A 20312-nucleotide genomic window follows, 5' to 3' on the forward strand; every position below is an offset into this window, starting at 1 on the left:
AGAAATGGCGATCGTTACATCCACGTGTCCTGGACGTTGCCACACGGTAGTCGGCTTCCGCCACCACTTGCCCCGGTTCGCCCGATTCACCCCTCCCCGGTCGACCGACGGGACCACCCTGCGTGGCCGAAAGCCACCTCCCGCACACTGGACCCATGCGCATCAGAGCCGTCACCAGGGACGAACTTCCGCTGCTCACCGAGCTGGAAGGGGCTGCCGGCGCCCCCTTCGCCGCGATCGGCATGCCGGAGATCGCCGAGGACGACCCCCCGGCCCCGGAGGAGCTGGCGCACTACCTCGACCACGGCCTCGCCCTCGCCGCCGAAGCCCCCGACGGCACGATCGCCGCCTACCTGCTGGCCGAGCCGGTGGACGGCGCACTCCACATCGAGCAGGTCTCCGTCCACCCCGACCACGCCCGCCGCGGCATCGGCCGGGCGCTGATCGAGCACCTCGCCCGGACCACCGACGCCCCGGCGCTCACCCTCACCACCTTCGCCGAGGTGCCCTGGAACGCCCCCTACTACGCGCGCTGCGGCTTCCGTCCGCTGTCCGACGCCGAGACCACCACGGGCCTGCGCGAGATCCGCCGCAAGGAGGCCGAGCACGGCCTGGACCGCTGGCCCCGGCTCTGCATGCGCCGGGACCTGCGGCCCTGAGCCGCCGGACCGGCTAGTTGGTCCCCAGCCGCAGCACGGTCGTCGAGCGGAACTCCTCGCCCGGCCGCAGCACGGTGCTCGGGAACGCCGGGTGGTTCGGGGAGTCCGGGAAGTGCTGGGTCTCCAGCGCGATCCCGGCGAACGGCCCGTACGGGACGCCGCTCGCGCCGGTGACCGCGCCCTGGAACTTGTTCGCCGTGTAGACCTGGATGCCCGGCTCGGTGGTCAGCACCTCCAGGGTGCGGCCGCTGGCCGGGTCCTCCAGCAGCGCCGCCCGCGCCGGGGCGCCGTCCGCCGGGCGGGGGCGCAGCACCCAGTTGTGGTCGTAGCCGCCCGGCCCGGCCAGCTGCGGGTGCGGGTCGTGCACCGACTTGCCGATCGGGGTGGCCACCGTGAAGTCGAACGGCGTGCCGGCCACCGGTTCGGTCCGCCCGTACGGGATCTGCCGCTCGTCGGCCGGGGTGTACTCGTCGGCGTCCAGGGTGAGCAGGTGGCCGAGCACGTCGCCGCTGCCTTCACCCGCGAGGTTGATGTACGCGTGGTTGGTCAGGTTGACGACGGTCGGCTTGCTGCTCACCGCGCGGTAGTGGATCACCAGCTCGCCGGAGGCGTCCAGGGTGTAGTCGACGGTGACGTCGAGCGCGCCGGGGAAGCCCTGGTCCCCGTCCGGGCTGTGCAGCCGCAGCCGCACCCCGCCCTCGACGGGCTCGGCCGCCCACATCCGCTGCGCGAAGCCGTCCGGCCCGCCGTGGATGGTCATGCCGGCGCCGGTCGGGGCGAGCCGGTGCTCCTCGCCGTCGATGGTGACCGAGGAGTGGTCGATCCGGTTGGCGTACCGGCCCACCACCGTGCCGTAGTGCCGGGCCGGGCCGAGGATCTGGGACAACTCGTCGGAGGCCAGCAGCAGTTGGGCGGAGCGGCCGGAACGGTCCGGCGCGCTCAGGGTGTGCAGGGTGGCGCCGAGGGTGAGCACGCTCGCCTCGTACGGGCCGGCCGTGAGCGTCCAGCGCCCGATCGCGGCCCCCGCTCCCGAGGGGTCGAGGGGTTCGTGCCGAACGCTGGTGGCCTCGCTCGCCATGGCCTGCTCCTCACTGTCGGCCGCGGCGCACCGCGACCGCCCGCTTCCTGGTCCGTCGGGAGGGGCACCACGGCAGCCCCCCGTGTCCGTCAGCCTAGCGAGGGCGGCGTCGGCGGGGGCGTAACCGCGCCAGCGTGCGCCGCCGTCGGCACCCGCCGCCCGTGGGTACGAGCCGCCCGTGGGCGACGGCCGCTCTGACCGACCGCCACCGTCCGCGCGGGGCCGCCCGCTCCTGCTCCCCTACTCCTCGTCCTCCGCCCCAGGCCGGGTCGCCTCCCGCTGCTGCGGCGGCAGTCCGAGCGCCGAGGCCAGCCCGTCCGGCCCGCTGCCCGCCTTGCGGTAGACCGCGGCCAGCCGCCGGTTGACCAGGCCGATGTGCAGCCCGAGCTCCTCGGCGATCCGCTGCGGCGGCAGGCCCTGCACCGCCCGCTGGGCGACCTCCAGTTCCGGCCCGCTGAGCGTGTCCAGGGTGTCCCCGAAGTCGCGCAGGCCCAGCCGGTTGGGCCGCAGCCCGTAGTTGGCGAGCTCCCGCCGCGCCTGGTCGACCAGCCCCTCCGCCGAGCAGTGCTGGGCCAGTTCGATGCCCTGGTACAGGTACTCCTGGGCGTCCTCCAGCCGTCCGACCCGGCGCAGCGCGGCGCCGAGGTCGACCAGCGCGACGGCGTGCTCGTAGCCGGCCGGGGACTGCCCGAGGTACGTCACGGCCTGCTCCAGCAGGTCGACCGCCTGCTGGCCGTCCTCGACCTGTGCCTGGAGCCGCAGCGCGCTGCCGATCGCCGAGGCGGTGCCGAAGGTCCGCGCGTCCCGGACGGCCGTCTGGGCGTACTCGCGGGCGCGCTCCGGCTCGTCGTCCGCGATCGCGATGGCGAGGTGGCCGGCCCAGGGCGCCCAGACGGTGTTGCGCCAGCCGCGGACCTCCAGCTGGGCGCCCGCCTCGGTGAGCGCGGCGGCGGCACCCGCGTACCGGTTCTTGGCGACCAGCAGCTTGCCGTACAGCGAGGCCGCGTCGGGCAGCACCATGGCGGTCGCGTGGTACGGCGGGTGGAAGCCGAAGTCGTTGGCGAACTCCCAGGCCTCCTCGACCCGGCCGCGGGCGATCAGGGTGTCCACCAGCACGCCGACGGCGTCCCAGGCCAGCGGCAGCTTGCGCCCGATCCGCTCGGAGATGCGGAACGCCCGGCGCAGGAAGTCCTCCGCCTCGGCGAGCAGGCCGCGGCGGAACCGGGCCAGCCCCATCAGGAAGTACGCGAAGCCCCGGTGGGCACCGCTCCAGCCCGCGATCTCGAACTGGATGATGGCGTCGGCGGCCAGCCGTTCGGCCTGGGCGACGCGGTCGTTGTAGATGTACGTCAGACAGAGCATCGAGGGCAGTTCGAAGCCCCAGGTGGTGTCGGTCCAGCCGAGGCCCTTGGGCAGCCGGCCGCCGTCGAGGACCTCGTCGGCGAGCGCGAGCGCCTCGGCGGAGGGGGCGCCGCGCAGGGTGAGGTCCCAGGCCCGCATGGCGAGCACGGCCCGGTCGGCGGCCTCCCGGCCGGTCAGCCGGTCGCACATCTCGGCGAGCCGGGCGGAGCGGCCGCAGCCGTCCTCCTCGGACTTGCGGAAGGCGTGCCACATGAACGAGGCGGCCTGGAGCCGTTGCCGCCCGGCCGGGTCGGCGGTCTGCCCCGCCTCCTCCTGGCAGACCAGCGCGGCCTGGCGCAGCTCGCCGCTGTGCGCGAGCACCTCGGACAGCCGGAAGGTGGCGTCCACCCGCAGTTCGGGGCGGAGCGGCACCTCGTCGGGGTCGAGGGCGAGCTTGAGCTGGTTGACGGTGGCGACGGGGTCGGTCAGCAGGGCGGAGCAGCCGAGTTCGTACAGCACCTCGGCCTTGATCTCGTCGGCGGGCGGCTCGTTGAGCGCGCGGTTGAGGCAGCGCTGGGCGGCCTCGGGGGCGCCGATCAGCTGGTGCTCGACGGCGGCGCGGCGCAGCTTCTTGACGATCCGGTCGTCGCCCTCGCCGGAGTGGGTCTCGACCAGGTGGCGGGAGGCGGCGAGCAGGCCGAGTCCGGCGTTCTCGATCTCGACGGCGGCGATGCCGTGCATGCCCAGGCGGGTGGCATCCGGCATGGTGTTGTAGATCGAGCTGGCGATCAGCGGGTGGACGAACTCGAGGTTCCCGTTGGGCGACTGGGTGAGCACGCGCTGCTTGCGCAGCTGCTTGATGGAGTCGCGGGCGCCCTCGGTGCTCTGGGTGGAGATCCGGGTGGCGAGGTCGATCCGGATGTCGGTGCCCAGCATGGCGCAGGCCCAGGCGAACCGCAGGGTGGCGGCACCGAGCTGGTCCAGCCAGCTCTTGAGGGTCATCCCGGTGGCGTCGACGGCGAGTTCGCGCAGTTGCCGGGAGTTCTCCTCGACCGGTTCGAGCTCCTGGTCACGGACCTGGTCGAGCAGGCGGCCGGCCTCGAAGGGGTTGCCGTTGACGACGTTCCAGAACTCGTAGCAGAAGGCGTCCTCGGCCTTGTCGCCGAGTTCGGCGCGGATCATGTCGGTGACGGAGTTGAGGTTGAGCCGGTTGAGTTCGTGCTTGCGGCCCTTGAGGCCGACGAGGTCCCGGCGGAAGTCGTGGGTCTCGGTCGGCCAGTCGTTCTCGTCCTCGCGGAAGGCGAAGACGAGCAGGACGGGCAGTTCGCCGGAGCGGACGGCGAACTTGGTGAGCCAGGACAGGGATTCCGCGTCGGCCCAGTGCAGGTCGTCGACGATCATCACCATCGGGGCGCGGCGGGGTGCGAGCTGGGTGAGGACGTAGTCGAGGCCGTCCCGCACGCCCTGCGGGTCGAGGCGGCGGGCGCCGGCCTTGGGCTGCTTGAGGCCCATGGCCGGTCCGACGACCTCCTCCCAGGTGCCCATGACCTGCCGGAACTCGTCCGGCCGCAGGTGGCTGAGCACCGGCTGGAGCAGCTGGCGCAGCACGTGGTAGGGCTCCTTGAACTGCCGTTCGCCGCCTCGGGCGAACAGCACGGTGGCGCCCTCGCGCAGTTTGGCGATCCGTCGGACCTCGTGCAGCAGGGTGGTCTTGCCGATGCCGGGGCGGCCGGAGAAGGCGAGCAGGTCGCCGATCTCGGTGCCGCCGGCGGCGAAGTCGCGGCAGAGCCGGTCGACGGCGGCCTCCACCGAGCGCAGTTCGGCGTCACGGTCGCGCAGTCGGACCCGGGGCGCGGTGCCGTCGCCGTCCCGACCGGAACCGGCTCCGGTCCGAAGTTCGTTCTCCTGCTCGGTCACCGTCGCGCCTCCGCCTCGCCCGAACCCGTCACAGCTCCATCACTGCGTGGAGCCGAGGGTAGCGCCGCGTGGGCCTCACCGTGCGGCATTCGTGCAGGCTGGGGCAGACGGTGAGGGTTTGGACGGCTTGCCAAGGGCAATTGCCCTATATCCCTAACGTCCGATCATTGCATCAGATACCCTACGGCCCGCGAGGCTCAGATGATCTTGCGCCCCCCACCCTCATCATCCACATCTCGCCGCGTCAACTCCCCACACCCTCAGTGTTCGAACCACAAGCGCCCCCACCCTCCGCTGCACCGGGAGTCCGATGTCTGACGACACCTCACTTCAGATCCCGTTCCCGCACCGCCGCAGTCCCCACGGCGCGCACGCCACCGCGCTGCACCGCGCCTGGCTGGTCCGCCACCCGCTGCTCCCCGACGCCGACCGCCCCGGCTACGCGCACTGGGAGGTGGTGGACCTCGCCGCGCTCGGCTACCCGGACGCCGGACCGGACGAACTCGCCCTGGCCGCCGACCTGATGGGCTTCTACTTCCTCTTCGACGACCAGTTCGACGGCCCGCTCGGCCGCCGTCCCTCGGAAGTGGCGCCGATCTGCGAACGCCTGATCGCCGTGCTGCACGGCGCCCGCCCCGACCAGGGCTCCGCGGTCGAGACCGCCTTCGCCGACCTCTGGAACCGCAGCGTGCGCGGCATGCCCGCCCGCTGGCAGGCCCGCGCCGCGTACAACTGGGAGTACTACCTGGCCAGTCACCCCGCCGAGGCGGCCGGCCGGATCTCCGCCCGACCCCCGGACCGGGACGGCTACCTGGAACTCAGACGGGGCACCGCGGCGATGGAGACGATCTTCGACATGGTCGAGCGGATCGGCCAGTTCGAGGTCCCCGCCGCCGTCCTCCACCACCCGGTGCTGCGTCAACTCCGCCAGCTGGCGGCCGACATACCGTCGCTCAGCAACGACGTGCGGTCCTACCCGCTGGAGGCGCCGCGCGGGGACGTGAACAACCTCGTCATGATCGTCCAGCGCGAGCGCCACTGCTCGGCCGAGGAGGCCTGCTCGGCGGTCATCGCGGAGGCGCAGCTGATGGTCGAGCGCTGCGCCGAGCTGCGCGACCGCCTCCCCGACGTCTACCGCGAGTTGGGCCTGTCCCGGATCGAGCGCACGATCGCCCAGCGGTACGCGGACGGGCTGCTCACCTGGCTGGCGGGCTACCTCAGCTGGGAGGCCCGCACCGGTCGGTACCACGCGGTCTGACGCCCGCCCGGCCGTCGAACACCGGCCGCCGCACGCCGACCGGGGCAGCCGGCCGGCGAAGCCGACCGCGCCCGCGGCGAGGGCCACGCCCGCGCGCCCGCCCCCGCGCGGGCGGGCCGCCCCGCGCCGGTCCACCGCCCCCCGCGCCGGGTCACGCCCCCACCCGACCGCCGCCGCACCCCCTCCGCCCGTGCCCCGCGCCCGTGTCCGCGCCCGCGCTCGGCCCCGCACCCGGGCCCGCACCCGTGAGAACGGCCGGAACGCGCACCCTCCGTACGAACCCTCGTACGGACCGTAGCCGCGGCGCGCGCCCGGCGGTTAGGGTGCTCGACGGCGGGCGCCCCCAGCGGGCGTCCGGCCCATGTGCGTGTCCTGCCCCTCCCGCCGGGCCGCCCCGACCGGGCGGCCCGGCGCGCTGCTCCGGCCGTACGGCCCGGGCGGCGCCCGACGTCGCGAGGAGACACCAGAGCATGACGGTCTACCAGCCCCCCGGCACGCCCGGCAGCATCGTCGCCTACCGCTCCCGGTACGAGCACTGGATCGGTGGCGGTTGGACGCCCCCGGTGCGCGGCGAGTACTTCGGCGACCCGACCCCGGTCACCGGCGAGGTGTTCACCGAGGTCGCCCGGGGCACCGCCGAGGACATCGAGGCCGCCCTGGACGCGGCCCACGCCGCCGCCCCGGCCTGGGGCCGCACCCCGGCCGCCGAGCGGGCACAGGTGCTGCTGCGGATCGCCGACCGGATGGAGGCCAACCTGGAGCAGCTGGCCGTCGCGGAGAGCTGGGAGAACGGCAAGCCGGTCCGCGAGACGCTGGCCGCCGACCTCCCGCTCGCCGTCGACCACCTGCGCTACTTCGCCGGTGCGCTGCGCGCCCAGGAGGGCAGCCTCTCCCAGCTGGACGAGGACACCGTCGCGTACCACTTCCACGAGCCGCTGGGCGTGGTCGGCCAGATAATCCCGTGGAACTTCCCGATCCTGATGGCGGTATGGAAGCTCGCCCCGGCGCTGGCGGCCGGCAACGCGGTGGTGCTCAAGCCCGCCGAGCAGACCCCGGCCTCGGTGCTGCTGCTCGCCGAGCTGACCGCCGACCTGCTGCCGCCCGGCGTGCTCAACATCGTCACCGGCTTCGGCGAGGAGGCCGGCGCGCCGCTGTCCGCCAGCCCGCGGATCCGCAAGCTCGCCTTCACCGGCGAGACCTCGACCGGCCGGCTGATCGCCCGCGCGGCGGCCGACAACCTGATCCCGGTCACCCTGGAGCTCGGCGGCAAGAGCCCCAACGTGTTCTTCGGGGACGTCGCCGCCGCCTCGGACGCCTTCTACGACAAGGCGGTGGAGGGCTTCGCGATGTTCGCCCTCAACCAGGGCGAGGTCTGCACCTGCCCCAGCCGCGCGCTGATCGAGTCCTCGATCTACGAGCGGCTGCTCGCCGACGGCCTGGAGCGGGTGCGCGCGATGCGCCAGGGCGACCCGCTGGACACCGAGACCCAGGTCGGCGCCCAGGCCAGCGTCGAGCAGCTGAAGAAGATCCTCTCCTACTTCGAGATAGGCCAGGCCGAGGGCGCCAAGGTCCTCACCGGCGGCGAGCGCGCCGACCTCGGCGGCGCGCTCGCCGGCGGGTACTACGTGACGCCGACCGTCTTCGAGGGCGACAACTCGATGCGGGTCTTCCAGGAGGAGATCTTCGGCCCGGTCGTCTCGGTGACCCGCTTCGACGGCTTCGACCAGGCCGTCGCCCTCGCCAACGACACCCAGTACGGGCTCGGCGCGGGCGTGTGGACCCGCAGCCTCAACACCGCCCACCGGGCCGGACGCGCCATCCAGGCTGGCCGTGTGTGGACGAACTGCTACCACGCCTACCCGGCCCATGCTGCCTTCGGCGGCTACAAGAACTCCGGGATCGGGCGCGAGAACCACAAGACGCTGCTGGAGCACTACCAGCAGACCAAGAACCTGCTGGTCAGCTACTCCCCCGACGCGGTCGGCTTCTTCTAGGCCGGGCCCGGGGCAGGCGCGGGCCGGGCTCGAACCCGGCTCACGGCAAAGGTGGAGCGGGAGGCCGGGGCCGGCCTCCCGCTCCACCGCCACTCCCCGTGGCGGACTGTCAGGACAAATCGCCTGTTTCTGGATCTAAGCACATGAATGCACCGATTTTTCCGACGCGCCGCCGACATGCCCGAACGGCCCGCGCGAACGCCGTAGACAGGACTCCCCCGTCCGCTCATCCCCGTTGGGAGTCCCGGCAGATGACCATTTCCCCCGCCAAGCTCAGCGACCCCGCCGTCCGCGCCTTCGTCACCGCGGTCAACGCGGGCGACCGCGCGGCCTTCCTGGCCGCGCTCACCCCGGACGCGACCATGTCCGACGACGGCTCCGACCGCGACCTGTCGCAGTGGATCGACCGGGAGATCTTCACCTCGAACGGCCGGATGGACGTCCAGACCGAGTCGAGCGGGGGCCACGCGCTGGTCGCCAACTTCACCAACGAGACCTGGGGCGAGATGCGCACCGCCTGGCGCTTCACCGTCGACGGCGGGAAGATCAGCCGCTTCGAGACCGGCCAGGCGTAGCCCCGCGTCCGGTGACGCCACCGCGCCCGGGCCCCCGCGCCCAGGCCCGCCCCGCGCTCAGGACAGCCCCAGGCACCCCCGCACCGCGCGGATCAGGTTCCGCGAGCGGGCGTCCCCGGTCACCCCGGGCTGCATGCCGTTGGTGACGTACCCGAAGCCCAGGCCCAGGTCCGGATCGGCGAAGCCCAGCGAGCCGCCCCGCCCCGGGTGCCCGAAGCTCGCCGGGGAGGCCATCGGCGCGGTCGGGCCGTGCCGCCAGAAGCCCAGGCCGAAGGTGGAGTTGACGATCAGCACCCGGTCCGGGCCGCTCACCGCCGGGCCGACCGCGCGGGTCAGCACCTCCGGTCCGAGCAGCGGCGGCAGCAGCGCCCCGGAGCCGTCCGGGCGGTCGGCCGCGCCGATCAGCGCCGCGTAGAACCGGGCCAGCGAACGGGCGGTGCCGATCCCGCCGGCGCCGGGGATCTCGGCCGCCTGCACCGCCGGATCGTTGAGGTCCACCCCGGGGCGCACCGAGGCGAAGGAGCGGGCGGTCAGCGAGGTCGGGTCCTGGTAGGCGTCGCGGACGGACTGCTTGGGCCGCAGCCGCAGGCCGCTCGGCCCGGTCCGGGCGGCCTCGGGGGCGGGCAGGTCGACCAGCTTGCCGACCCGCGGCGCGGCCCCGGCCGGCAGCCCGATCCACAGGTCCAGCCCGAGCGGCCGGGCGATCTCCTCGGCGAAGTACTGCCCGACCGTCCTCCCGGTCACCCGCCGCACCACCTCGCCGACCAGCCAGCCGAAGGTGTACGGGTGGTAGCCGTGCGCCGTGCCGGGCTCCCAGGCGGGCGCCTGCGCGGCGACGGCGGCGGCCGCGCGCTCCCAGGTGAGCACGTCCTCCAGCCGCAGCGGCACGTCCAGCGCGGGCACCCCGGCCTGGTGCGAGAGCAGCCAGCGCACCGGCACCCCGCCCTTGCCCTCGGCCGCGAACTCCGGCCAGTACGAGGCCACCGGCGCGTCCGGGTCCAGCAGACCGCGCTCGACCGCCAGCAGCGCGGTGGTCGCGGTCAGGCCCTTGGTGACCGAGCGCAGCACCTGGGCGGTGTCCGCCGTCCACGGCACCGCCGGCGCGGGCCGCCCGCCGACCTCGGGCCGGGCGTCGCCGCCCCACAGGTCGACCACCTTGCGGCCGCGCACGTACAGTGCGAAGGCCGCGCCGAGTTCGCCGAACTCCGCGAAGTTCCGCGCGAAGGCCGCCCGTACGGGCTCGAACCCCTCGGCCGTCTCGCCCCAGATCTCCACCATCGCGTGCCGCCTTCAGCCCGTCCCGATCCCGATCGTCCGCCCGCGTTCGATGGTTCGTGGAAATCCGTTCGAACCGGGCCCCGAAACCCTAACCTGTCCACCATGACCAACCCTGCCGAAGAGCTGCTGGACGTCGTCGACGAGCAGGACCGGGTGATCGGGACCGCCCTGCGCGGCGAGGTCTACCGACGCGGCCTGACCCACCGCTGCGTCTTCATCCTGGTCCGCGACCCGGCCGGACGGATCTTCGTCCACCGCCGCACCGGCACCAAGCTGTTCGCCCCCGGCGCGTACGACATGTTCGTCGGCGGCGTCGTCGGCTCCGGCGAGAGCTACCCCGAGGCCGCCGTCCGCGAGGCCGAGGAGGAGCTCGGCGTCCACGGCGTCGCCCCGCGCCCGCTGTTCAAGTTCCTCTTCCGGGAGCCCGACGGCGGCAAGCTCAGCTGGTGGTGCGACATGTACGAGGCCGACTGGGACGGGCCGGTCTCCCCGCAGGAGTCCGAGATCGCCTGGCACGCCTGGCTCACCCCCGGGGAGCTCGCCGAGCGCCTCACCCGCGACACCTTCGTCCCCGACGGCGTCGAGGCCTACCGCCGCTACCTGGACTTCCGGGCCGGGTAGGCCGCACGGGCGGCGGTGGCGCCCGTGCCTGCCCCGGCGAGCCGGCCGCATGGGCCACCGGACGGCCGCCGGATAGGCTGGCGCGCATGGCCTCCCGTACGCCGTCCCCGACGGCCGACCGAGCAGCACGGACCTCCGCACCCGACCGGGCGGCGGCGGGTGCGCGGCCCCGCCGGCGGCTGAGCGTGGACGAGCGGCGGGAGCAGCTGATCGCCGTGGCGCTGGAGCTGTTCAGCCAGCGCCCGCCGGAGGAGGTGTCCATCGACGACATCGCCGCCGCCGCGGGCGCCTCCCGGCCGCTGGTGTACCACTACTTCCCGGGCAAGCAGGCGCTGTACGAGGAGTCGCTGCGGCGGGCCGGGCAGGAGCTGTCGGCCCGCTTCGAGGAGCCCATGGAGGGGCCGCTGTCCGAGCGGCTGTACCGGGTGATGGGCCGCTACCTGGACTTCGTGCAGAGCCACGGGCCGGGCTTCGCGGCTCTGCTGCGGGGCGGCTCGGTGGCGGCCAGCGCGGGCACCTCGGCGGTGATCGACGAGGTGCGCCGGGCCGCTCAGGAGCAGATCCTGGCCCATCTGGCGCTCCCCTCGCCCAGTGCCGGGCTGCGACTGACCGTCCGCGCCTGGATCGCCAACGCCGAGATCACCTCGCTGGAGTGGCTGGGCGAGCGCTCGGTGCCGCTGGAGGAACTGCAGCTGCACCTGGTGCAGGAGTTCGTCGCGTCGCTCACCCTCACCGCGGCGCGGGAGCCGGCGCTCGCCGCCGAACTGGGCTCCTTCTTCGCCGACGAGCGCCCGGAGGGCCCGACCGGGCGCCTGGTGCAGGACCTCGCCGGGCTGCTGGCCGTCCCGGGGATCCTCGACGCGGTCACCGCGCTCGCCACCGGGACCCCCGGCGAACCGGCCGCCGGAACCGCCACCGGCTGAGGCCGGGTGACGTCGGGTGAGGTCGGCCCGGCGGTCGGACCGATCGTCGGACCGGCGGTCACCGCACCGGCCCGAGTGATCATCGGGTCATCCTGCGGTTCGGTCCCGACGGTGGGCTCTGATAGGAATGGGCGGGGATCCGACGGCACGCCACCTCGGCGGGCCCGGTCCCACCCGAACCACCGACGGCAGACGGAGCAGAGCGGGGGGCTCACCAGTTGACCCAGGACGTCCAGTTCAGCGCGGAGGGCAATCCCTTCGCAGCGGCCGAGCAGGTCTGCGCGACCCTCGGCACGCTCACCGACGCCCTCTTCGACGAGCACACCTCGCGCCACCCGGCGGCCTCGCTGAGTGCCCTGCGAGCCACCGGGCACCCCGCCGCCGAGGCGCTGTTCGGCCTGCCGCTGGCCCCCAACGGCCCGGTGTACACCGCCCTCGACCGGCTCGGCACCGTGATCACCGCCGGCACCGCCCGGCCCGGCACCGGTGAGCGGATCTCCGACCGGGCGATCGGCGCACTGCAGTCCCGCTACGGCGGCGGGGCGGTGCGCGGCGCGATCGCCGACCGGGGCACCACCTCGGCAGCGCTCTTCCAGCTGCCGGTCACCGGCGAGTTCGCCGACGCCAAGCTGCGCCCGCCGTTCGCCCCCGCGCTGGCCGCGCTGGCCGCCGGACAGCAGACCCGGCAGCCGGTCGAACTGCCCACCGGCTCGGGCGCCGAGGTCCGGCTGGTCGTCCCGCCCGGCTTCCACCCGCTGACCTCCCCCGCCGGGCACCCCGGCGTCTCCGCCCGGACGGTGCCCCCGCTGCCCGCCGACGCGGACCCGGCCGACCGGACCACCCCGGCCACCGCGGCGGCGGCCGCGGAGCTGACCGGTCATCTGGCCGAGGTCGCCGAGGAACTGTTCAGCGCCACCGGCACCGAGGCCCGCCGGGACTTCGCGGTGCTCTCCGCCACCCTGGCCGACCTGACCCACGACGCGGGCGTCGCGTACGCCGGAATCTGCGCCCTGGAGCTGGACGGCCGCGCCTCGGACGCCGCCCTCGTCATCTCGCTCGCCCGGCACCCGCTGCCGATCACCGCGCTCGCCACCGAACTGGCCACCGTCCGACGGCACGCCGAGGTGTGGACGGTCCTGCTGCCGGCCGGCCCGGCCGCCGTCCTGGTCGAGGGACGGACCGTCCCGGTGCCCGGACCGCTGGCCGGCGACGGACAGCGGCGCTGGGTGGTCACCTCGGCCGTCCAGGCCTTCGTACCGCTGCCGGACGGCGGGACGGTGCTGTGCGCCCAGCTGTCCACGGCGCGGCCGGAGGACTGGGAGCTGTACACCGAGGCGTTCGCGGAGCTGCTGAAGAGCATCCAGTTCGGCTGGGACGGCGAAGCGGCCCAGGCACCCGCTCCGGCTGTGGCTGTGGCTGCTCCGGCGGTGGCCGCCCCGGCCGTGGCTCCCGTCGAGGAGACGCGGACGGAGGAGCCGCAGGAGGTGCCGGTCCACCTGCGCGGCACTCCGGTGCGCGTACCGCCCGCGGACTTCAACCCCTTCGCGCCGGTCGCCGAGTCGCCCGCCACCGGTTCGCCCGCCACCGCGGCCGAGCCGAACGCGGCGGACCGGCCCAAGGGCACGCCGGTCATGATCCCCCCGCCGGACTTCAACCCCTTCGCCATGGACAGCCTCCCGAGCCCGGCAGGCGACGCGGCACCCGCCGTCCAGCCCGCCGCGGCGCCCCCGGCCGCCGACCCGCTCGGCACGACGGTCGCGGCCGAGCAGAAGCACGACCCCTTCGGCACCACCCTCGCCCCGCAGGGCCCGGCCGTCCCGCCACCGCCCTCGGCCCCGCCGATCGTCCCGGATCCCGTCGCGGCGGCGCCGGCCACCGCGCCGGAGACCGCGGACGGCGAGGAGGACCGGCCCAAGGGCACGCCGGTCATGATCCCCCCGCCGGACTTCGACCCCTTCGCCATGATGGACGTCCCGTCCGCACCGCCGGCGGAGCCCGCGGCGGCACCCCAGGCCGACGCACCGCCGGAGCACCGCCCCTTCGGCTGAGCCACGGACACGAACCCGGGCACGGGCACGGGTACAGGCCGCGAACAACGAACAGCTGACAGATTTCAGATTTCGTTCGCTGAAATCTGAAATCTGAAATCTGTCAGCTGTCAGCTGTCTCCTGTCAGACGTCCCCCGCCAGCCGTCCCCGCTCAGCTCCCAGCCGCTCCCCGGCGCGCGATCACGGTCTCGATCCCGTCCAGCATCCGCGCCATCCCGAACTCGAACAGCGCCTCCAGGCTCAGGTCGATCTCCGGCCCCCGGTTCATCGCGTCGAACATCGGGAACCGCTCCGGGTCCGACATCAGCCGGTCGTGGTCCTCGGTGCCCAGGTGGTCCATCCACTCGTCCGCGGACAGCCCGCTGTCCTGCTCGGCCTGCGCCTCCCGCTCGAAATGCACTGCCAGCCCGCACACGAACGCCGCCAGCGCGACGGCGGCCTGGGCCATCTCGTCCCAGCTCAGCCCCAGTCCCGCCAGCGCCGCCATCGAGCGCTCGGTGTGCAGCGCCGCGTCGGGCGCGAGCACCGGCCGGGTGAAGGACATCGTGGACGCCAGCCACGGGTGCCGCCGGTAGATCCGCCACTGCAGCCGGGCGACCGTCTCCAGCCCCTCCCGCCAGCCCGACGCCGGTGACTCGGGCAGCGGCTGCTCGCCGAAGGCCACGTCCATCATCAGCCGCAACAGCTCGTCCTTGCCGGGCACATGGCGGTAGAGCGACATCGTCGCGACCCCCAGGTCGGTCGCGACCCGGCGCATCGACATCGCCGCCAGGCCCTCCGCGTCCGCCACCTGGACGGCCGCCGCCACGATCCGCGCCCGGGTGAGGTCGCGCTCGCCGCCTCCCCTCGCCCGCCGCACCCCGGACGCGCCCGACACCTCCCGCGCGCCCGGAGCGACCGCGCCGCCTCCGGACCCCTTGGCCTCGACCACGTTCGCACCGGCCACCGTCCCACCAGCCACCGTCGCGCCGGCCACCGATCCACCGACCACCACCGTCCCCACCCCGGGAACGGCCCGAACCAGCCCCTCCTCCCGCAGCCGGTTCAGCACCTTGGTCGCCGTGGCCATCGCCACGCCCCACTCCTGGGTGATCCGCCGGGTCGACGGCACCCGTGCTCCGGGCGCCAACTCCCCTGCCACGATGCGCCGTCGAAGCTCGGCCGCGATCCGCTCCGAGGGAGTCCCGCTCTCAGCCACCACCCACCACCACCGTCCGCCAGACCCTCAACTGCCCCGGGGGAACGCCGGATCGGCGGCAAGCCCCCAGCCGATCACCACCAACTGCCCGACCCGTAGGCCGGGTTCGTCCTCAGCTCGCGCGCCGGGCCAGGTGCACGACGTCCGGCACCCCTCGGGACACCGGGATCTCGTGCGTCACGACGTCCGCGAAGCCCGCCGCCCGCAGCGCCTCCTCGAAGGCCGTCGACGGCTGCGCGCTCCACACCGCCAGCACCCCGCCCGGCCGCAGCCGGTGCCAGAGCACCGCGAGCCCGTCGGCGCCGTACAGGCCGTTGTTGGAGTCGGTGACGGTCCAGTCCGGCCCGTTGTCGATGTCCAGGCACAGCGCGTCGTAGCGCTCGCCGTCCGCCGCCGCGAGGTACTCCAGCAGGTCGGTGTGGAGCACCGCGACCCGCTCGTCCTCCAGCGCGCCGTCCGAGAAGGCGCCGAGGGGGCCGTTCCGGTGCCAGTCGATGATCGCGGTCTCCCGCTCGACGATGGCGATCCGCCCCCAGCGCGGCTCGGCCACCGCGTACGCGAGCGAGAAGCCGACCCCGAGGCCGCCGATCAGCACGGTCGGCCGCTCGGTCCGGCTGCCGGTGCGGTCCAGCTCGTCCAGCGCGGCCTGGATGAGCAGCCGCTCCGAGCGCCCGTCGGCGGTGTCCATCAGGAAGCAGCCGTTGGCGATGATCTCGAAGTGCCCACCGCGCTGCCGCAACACCACCTCGCCGTACGGGCCCTCCCGTCGGTCGAGCGTGACGACGGCCTCGGGGCCGTCCCGTTCGGGCAGTGCGGTGGTCATGCGTTCTCCTCGGCGAATGCGGGCGGACGGCGGAGAACTCCGGCGAACGCGCGCGAACTCGGCTGTGGAACCGTCCCGGTGCGGTCGCGGGACCGTCCCGGTGCGGACGAGTACCCGCCCGACAATAGCCGAGTCCGCGCCGGTGCCCGTCAGGTCGTGATCAGTACTCCCGCGTAGGAGACGCCGGCCACGACGACCCAGGATCCGAGCCCGAGCAGGGCGATCCGCCCACCGGTGCGGGCCATGGTCGGCAGGTGCACGGCACTGCCCAGACCGAACAGCGCGGCGGCCAGCAGCAGTTCCTGGGTGTCCCCGGCCAGCCCGAGCGCCCGCTCGGGCAGCACCCCGGTGGTCCGCAGGACGATCATCGCGAGGAACCCCGCCACGAACAGCGGCACGATCGGCGGACGGCTCCCGGTCTTCACCGGCTCCCCGGCCACCCCGCCCGCAGCACCCGCCCCGCCCGCAGCACCGACACCCGCACCCGCCCTCGCCACCCGCAGGTTCCGCCGCACCACCACGGCCACCCCCGCGACCAGCGGCGCCAGCAGCACCACCCGCATCAGCTTGACCAGGACGGCCTCCCGCAGCGCCCCCGCCCCGCCGGTCTGCGCGGTGGCGACGACCTGCCCGACGTCGTGCACGCTGGCGCCGACCCAGCGCCCGAACTCGACCTCGCCGAGCCCGAGCGGCTGCTGGAGCAGCGGCAGGACGGCGATCGCCAGCGTCCCGCACAGGGTGACCAGCGCGACCGAGGCCGCGACGTCCTCCTCCTCGCTGCCCGCCGCCTGGCTGACCGCGCCGATCGCCGAGGCGCCGCAGATCGAGTACCCGGTGGCGACCAGCAGCGGCTGGTCGCCGGGCAGGCCGAGCCGCCGGCCCAGCCAGAGCGTGCCCGCGAAGGTGGCCGCGACGACAGCGAGCACCATGGCGACGGTGGCCCAGCCGAGGCCGACCACGTCGTCCAGGCTGAGCTTGAGCCCGAGCAGGACGATCCCGATCCGCATCAGCCGTTTCCCGGCCGTGGACAGTCCGGGCCGGGCGATCCCGCGGACCACCGGGCGCAGCCCGGGCAGGTGGGCCGCCGCCATGCCGAGCACGACGGCGGCGGTGAGCTTGGGCACGGCCGGTACGGCCGCGTGGACGCCCAGGGCGGCGGCCACGCCGAGGGCCGCGAGCAGCAGTCCGGGGGCGTCCCCGCGCATCGGGGGCAGGGAGTGGGTACGGGCAGCGCGCTGCCGGAGGGTCAGTGCCACGCCGCCGCTCACTGCTCCTGGTCGGCGGGCAGCCGGTAGACCCGCCGGATGCTGGTGCCAAGCCGCGAGACGTCCGCGCCGTAGACGTGGATGGAGATGGCCGTGGTGCTGCAGGAGTTGCGGACCAGGTGGATGTCGCCGGGCGGGGCGAAGGCGGCGACGGTGCCGGCCGGGCCGGCCACGTGCTCGGTCTCGACCAGCCGGGCGGTGCGTCCGTCGGAGACCAGCCGGTAGCGGGTCTCGCTCTCCTGGCCGCGGTGGACGCCGGCCACGCACCACGAGACGTGGTCGTGGATCGGGGTCCGCTGTCCGGGCAGCCAGACCAGGGCGACGACGGAGAAGCCGCCGTCCTCCTCGGCGTGCAGGACGTGCTGTCGGTAGCGCTGCGGGTCGCCCTCGCACTGGGCGGGGGTGAGCAGGGCGTCGGGCCCGTCCGGGTCGGCGTGCAGGTGCGGGGCGAGGCGTTCGCCGACCAGGTAGGCGGTGAGCTCCGGGGGCAGCCCGCGGTCCACGACGGCGCGGATCTCACTGATCAGCGCGGTCATCCGCTCGGTGAGCCGGTCGCTGTCGACCGTGGCTGGGGGTGTCATGCCAGCAGGTTCGGGCCTGCCGACCTATCACGTCTAAGGAGGGTTTGTAAGCCGTTCCCCTACCCGTCCTTATGGGTCACTCGCCGGCACCCCGCCGACCCCCTCCCTCAGCACCCCACCCGGCTCGCCGCCGCCTGCCGCAGATGGTCCAGCACCAGCGCGGTGGCCGGGATCCGGCGGTGCTCCCGGAGCACGTACGCGCCCACCTGCCGGCGCAGGTGCGGTTCGACGGCGCGCCCCGTGACCTTGCGGTGGCACATGAAGGAGAGCACCAGCGCGGGCATCAGCGCGATCCCGACCCCGGCGGCGACGAGCGACTGCACCGCGAGGTTGTCGTCGGTGGAGAAGACGATGTCGGGCGCGAAGCCCTCCTCCGCGCACACGTGCAGCAGGTTGGCCCGGCAGCGGGGGCAGCCGGCGATCCAGCGCTCGCCGTCGAGGTCGGCGAGCCGGACGGCGTGCCGGCGGCCGAGCGGGTGCCCGACCGGCAGCAGCACCGTGAGCAGGTCCTCCATCAGCGGGATCTCGTCCAGCCCGTCCGGCACCTCGGTGGCCGCGCCCGGGTAGCGGAAGGCGAGCGCGATGTCGCACTCCCCGCGCAGCAGCCGCTGGACGGAGTCGGGCGGCTCGGCTTCGAGCAGCTCCACCCGCACGCCGGGGTGCTCGGCCAGCAGCCGGGCCATCGCCTCGGGTATCAGGGTGGCGTTGGCGCTGGGGAAGGCGCAGACCCGTACCCGCCCGGCACGGAGCCGGGCGAGCGCGGCGAGCTGCTGCTGGGCGGCGGACATGCTGCCGAGGATCAGTTCGGCGTGCCGGGAGAGCGCCTCGCCCGCCTCGGTGAGCCGCAGTCCGCGTCCGGCGCGGGTGAACAGCGGCACGCCGACGGTGCGTTCGAGGGCCTTCATCTGCTGGGTGATGGCGGGCTGGGTGTAGCCGAGTTCGCGGGCGGCGGCCGAGTACGAGCCGGCCCGGACGACTTCGTGGAAGGTCCTGATGTGCCGCGAGTCGAACACCGGCTCCATGGCCCTCCCGTCCGGGTCGTCGTCCTCCGGGCCGTCGGGCGGTCCCGGCCGGCCCCGCAATCATAAGAGGAAATTGGAGTTCCCGACCCCGACCCATCCCGTCCCTATGGTTAAGCCTCGAACCACGCCCCCCACTGCTGTTCCGACTCTCTGCTGTCCCCCACTCACCGCGGCCCGACTCACCGCCGCGCCGACTCACCGCCGCGCCGACTCACTGCTGCGCCGACGGCGGCAGCCCCATCGCCACGCCCGCCTTGACCACCGGCGCTCCGCCCCGGGTGCTCGGACTGCGCCGGCTGCGCTTCTCGACGAAGCGGGCGAGCCAGGAGAGCAGCAGACACATGCCGATGTAGATCGGGGCGATCACGATCACCACCGGGATGAACGGCAGGTCGTAGTCCAGGTTGGTGGCGATCAGCTTGCCCGCGTGCAGGAACTCCTCGTAGGTGATCAGGAAGCCCAGCGAGGTGTCCTTGAGCGCGACCACCAGCTGGCTGATGATGGCCGGCAGCATCGCCCGGTTGGCCTGCGGCACCAGCACGTACGTCATCACCTGGGTCTTGCGCATGCCCAGCGCGAACGCCGCCTCGCGCTGCCCCCGGGGCACCGCGAGCACGCCGGCCCGGAACACCTCGGCCAGCACCGAGCCGTTGTAGAGCACCAGCCCGGCCACCAGCGCCCAGAGCGGCTGCACCTTCAGGGCGACGAACACGAAGAAGATCATCACCAGCACCGGCATGGCCCGGAAGAACTCCACCACCAGCGTGGCGAACCAGCGCACCACCCGGTGGTCGGACAGCCGCCCGGCCGCGAACAGCGCGCCGAAGGGCAGGGCGAACAGCACCGTCCAGCCGAAGGCCTGCAGCGTGTTGCCGAGCCCGCGCAGCAGCAGGTCCTGTACGCCCCGGTACTCGAAGGGCTGCCACTTGGCGTGGGTGAACTGGTGGGTGTGGAACATCATGTAGACCAGCCAGCCGATCACGGCCGCGATCAGCAGCAGCGCGATCCCGCCGTACAGCCGGTGCCGGGCGAGGGCCTTCGGGCCGGGGATGTCGTACAGCGCCGAGGATTCGACCGTCATCGGGACACCGCCACTCGTCGTTCCAGCAGGTTGAAGACGGCGCTGACGGCCAGGGTGATGATCAGGTAGCCGACGGCGATCCAGACGAAGGTCCAGACGATGCTGTAACCCAGCTCGTTGATGGTCCGGTAGGTGCCCAGGAGCTCGGTGACGCTGAACGAACCGGCGATCGCCGTGTTCTTCGCCAGCGCGATCATCACACTGCCGATCGGCGCCACCACCGAGCGGTACGCCTGCGGCAGCACCACCAGGCTCATCGTCTGCCCGAAGCTCATGCCCAGGCTCCGGGCCGCCTCGCCCTGCCCCGTCGGCACGGTGTTGACGCCCGAGCGCATCGCCTCGCAGACGAAGGCTGAGGTGTAGCAGCCGAGCGCGAGCACCGCGAAGGTGTAGAAGGGCAGGGTGATGTCGAACCGGGGCAGGCCCAGCACGACGATGAAGAACAGCAGGGTCAGCGGGGTGTTGCGCAGGACCGTCACCCACACCGTCCCGAACACCCGCAGCGGTCTGACCGGCGAGACCCGGAAGCCCGCGATCAGCACCCCCAGCACCAGCGACAGCACGGCGCTCACCGCGAAGAGCGAGAGCGTGCCGAGGAAGCCGTCCCAGTAGGTCGACCAGTTGTCGGTCAGCGTTTTCACGGCGCGGC

Annotated in this window: 17 protein-coding genes; 7 read left to right on the forward strand and 10 right to left on the reverse strand. The window is 73.8% G+C overall.

The window, feature by feature from the left end; all coding sequences use genetic code 11:
• Window positions 1–155: 155 nt before the first annotated feature.
• Window positions 156–659, forward strand: coding sequence for a GNAT family N-acetyltransferase (locus ACYP53_RS36255; protein WP_189913594.1), 504 nt, complete (start codon window positions 156–158; stop codon window positions 657–659).
• Between the two features lie 13 nt (window positions 660–672).
• Here the strand turns inward: ACYP53_RS36255 and ACYP53_RS36260 are convergent, their stop codons facing one another.
• Complete coding sequence (locus ACYP53_RS36260) at window positions 673–1737, reverse strand: aldose epimerase family protein (RefSeq protein ID WP_189913595.1); 1065 nt, start codon at window positions 1735–1737, stop codon at window positions 673–675.
• 240 nt (window positions 1738–1977) lie between these two features.
• Window positions 1978–4995, reverse strand: a complete 3018-nt coding sequence (locus ACYP53_RS36265; protein WP_459650548.1) for an ATP-binding protein — start codon at window positions 4993–4995, stop codon at window positions 1978–1980.
• A 310-nt stretch (window positions 4996–5305) separates the two neighbouring features.
• Here ACYP53_RS36265 and ACYP53_RS36270 point away from each other — a divergent pair, with 310 nt between their 5' ends.
• The 3 genes from ACYP53_RS36270 (at window position 5306) to ACYP53_RS36280 (ending at window position 8822) form a co-directional block, all read left to right on the forward strand.
• Complete coding sequence (locus tag ACYP53_RS36270) at window positions 5306–6253, forward strand: terpene synthase family protein (RefSeq protein WP_189913597.1); 948 nt, start codon at window positions 5306–5308, stop codon at window positions 6251–6253.
• A 470-nt stretch (window positions 6254–6723) separates the two neighbouring features.
• The gene (gene exaC, locus ACYP53_RS36275) at window positions 6724–8247 is read left to right on the forward strand and encodes an acetaldehyde dehydrogenase ExaC (RefSeq protein ID WP_459650549.1); all 1524 of its coding nucleotides are present in this window, start codon (window positions 6724–6726) and stop codon (window positions 8245–8247) included.
• Window positions 8248–8498: 251 nt separating this feature from the next.
• Complete coding sequence (locus ACYP53_RS36280; protein ID WP_189913598.1) at window positions 8499–8822, forward strand: nuclear transport factor 2-like protein; 324 nt, start codon at window positions 8499–8501, stop codon at window positions 8820–8822.
• A gap of 57 nt (window positions 8823–8879) precedes the next feature.
• On the opposite strand, the gene ACYP53_RS36285 is transcribed toward ACYP53_RS36280, so the two are convergent.
• On the reverse strand, window positions 8880–10100 hold the full coding sequence (locus tag ACYP53_RS36285) for a serine hydrolase domain-containing protein (RefSeq protein ID WP_459650550.1): 1221 nt from the start codon (window positions 10098–10100) through the stop codon (window positions 8880–8882).
• A 102-nt stretch (window positions 10101–10202) separates the two neighbouring features.
• On the opposite strand from ACYP53_RS36285, the gene ACYP53_RS36290 reads away from it, so the two are divergent.
• The 3 genes from ACYP53_RS36290 to ACYP53_RS36300 all read left to right on the forward strand — a co-directional run bounded on the left by ACYP53_RS36290 (window position 10203) and on the right by ACYP53_RS36300 (window position 13692).
• On the forward strand, window positions 10203–10721 hold the full coding sequence (locus ACYP53_RS36290) for an NUDIX hydrolase (protein WP_459650551.1): 519 nt from the start codon (window positions 10203–10205) through the stop codon (window positions 10719–10721).
• 86 nt (window positions 10722–10807) lie between these two features.
• A complete protein-coding gene (locus tag ACYP53_RS36295; protein ID WP_459650552.1) occupies window positions 10808–11644 on the forward strand; it encodes a TetR/AcrR family transcriptional regulator in 837 nt (278 codons plus the stop codon).
• A 218-nt stretch (window positions 11645–11862) separates the two neighbouring features.
• Window positions 11863–13692 carry a hypothetical protein gene (locus ACYP53_RS36300; RefSeq protein WP_459650553.1) on the forward strand — a complete coding sequence of 610 codons (1830 nt, stop codon included), beginning with the start codon at window positions 11863–11865 and terminating at the stop codon, window positions 13690–13692.
• A 152-nt stretch (window positions 13693–13844) separates the two neighbouring features.
• On the opposite strand, the gene ACYP53_RS36305 is transcribed toward ACYP53_RS36300, so the two are convergent.
• From ACYP53_RS36305 to ACYP53_RS36335, 7 genes are all read right to left on the reverse strand, one after another.
• Window positions 13845–14894: a TetR/AcrR family transcriptional regulator C-terminal domain-containing protein gene (locus ACYP53_RS36305; RefSeq protein ID WP_459650554.1), complete on the reverse strand. Its 1050-nt coding sequence runs from the start codon at window positions 14892–14894 to the stop codon at window positions 13845–13847.
• A gap of 109 nt (window positions 14895–15003) precedes the next feature.
• Window positions 15004–15714, reverse strand: a complete 711-nt coding sequence (locus ACYP53_RS36310; RefSeq protein ID WP_189913604.1) for a spermidine synthase family protein — start codon at window positions 15712–15714, stop codon at window positions 15004–15006.
• A 149-nt stretch (window positions 15715–15863) separates the two neighbouring features.
• On the reverse strand, window positions 15864–16919 hold the full coding sequence (locus ACYP53_RS36315; protein ID WP_459650960.1) for a YeiH family protein: 1056 nt from the start codon (window positions 16917–16919) through the stop codon (window positions 15864–15866).
• Between the two features lie 59 nt (window positions 16920–16978).
• Window positions 16979–17560, reverse strand: coding sequence for a cysteine dioxygenase family protein (locus ACYP53_RS36320; protein ID WP_391552015.1), 582 nt, complete (start codon window positions 17558–17560; stop codon window positions 16979–16981).
• A 107-nt stretch (window positions 17561–17667) separates the two neighbouring features.
• On the reverse strand, window positions 17668–18573 hold the full coding sequence (locus ACYP53_RS36325; RefSeq protein ID WP_189914066.1) for a LysR family transcriptional regulator: 906 nt from the start codon (window positions 18571–18573) through the stop codon (window positions 17668–17670).
• 220 nt (window positions 18574–18793) lie between these two features.
• Window positions 18794–19663: an amino acid ABC transporter permease gene (locus tag ACYP53_RS36330; RefSeq protein ID WP_459650555.1), complete on the reverse strand. Its 870-nt coding sequence runs from the start codon at window positions 19661–19663 to the stop codon at window positions 18794–18796.
• The gene (locus ACYP53_RS36335; RefSeq protein WP_189913607.1) at window positions 19660–20304 is read right to left on the reverse strand and encodes an amino acid ABC transporter permease; all 645 of its coding nucleotides are present in this window, start codon (window positions 20302–20304) and stop codon (window positions 19660–19662) included. Before ACYP53_RS36335 ends, ACYP53_RS36330 begins: the two co-directional genes overlap by 4 nt.
• Window positions 20305–20312 lie beyond the last annotated feature (8 nt).

It is taken from the genome of Kitasatospora sp. Ki12, from assembly GCF_054601375.1.

Coding starts and splice junctions, on each gene's coding strand:
- ACYP53_RS36330 (WP_459650555.1), bottom strand. CDS start 19,663: ATGACGGTCGAATCCTCGGCGCTGTACGACATCCCCGGCCCGAAGGCC.
- ACYP53_RS36255 (WP_189913594.1), top strand. CDS start 156: ATGCGCATCAGAGCCGTCACCAGGGACGAACTTCCGCTGCTCACCGAG.
- ACYP53_RS36280 (WP_189913598.1), top strand. CDS start 8,499: ATGACCATTTCCCCCGCCAAGCTCAGCGACCCCGCCGTCCGCGCCTTC.
- ACYP53_RS36295 (WP_459650552.1), top strand. CDS start 10,808: ATGGCCTCCCGTACGCCGTCCCCGACGGCCGACCGAGCAGCACGGACC.
- ACYP53_RS36310 (WP_189913604.1), bottom strand. CDS start 15,714: ATGACCACCGCACTGCCCGAACGGGACGGCCCCGAGGCCGTCGTCACG.
- ACYP53_RS36315 (WP_459650960.1), bottom strand. CDS start 16,919: ATGCGCGGGGACGCCCCCGGACTGCTGCTCGCGGCCCTCGGCGTGGCC.
- ACYP53_RS36270 (WP_189913597.1), top strand. CDS start 5,306: ATGTCTGACGACACCTCACTTCAGATCCCGTTCCCGCACCGCCGCAGT.
- ACYP53_RS36260 (WP_189913595.1), bottom strand. CDS start 1,737: ATGGCGAGCGAGGCCACCAGCGTTCGGCACGAACCCCTCGACCCCTCG.
- exaC (WP_459650549.1), top strand. CDS start 6,724: ATGACGGTCTACCAGCCCCCCGGCACGCCCGGCAGCATCGTCGCCTAC.
- ACYP53_RS36290 (WP_459650551.1), top strand. CDS start 10,203: ATGACCAACCCTGCCGAAGAGCTGCTGGACGTCGTCGACGAGCAGGAC.
- ACYP53_RS36320 (WP_391552015.1), bottom strand. CDS start 17,560: ATGACACCCCCAGCCACGGTCGACAGCGACCGGCTCACCGAGCGGATG.
- ACYP53_RS36285 (WP_459650550.1), bottom strand. CDS start 10,100: ATGGTGGAGATCTGGGGCGAGACGGCCGAGGGGTTCGAGCCCGTACGG.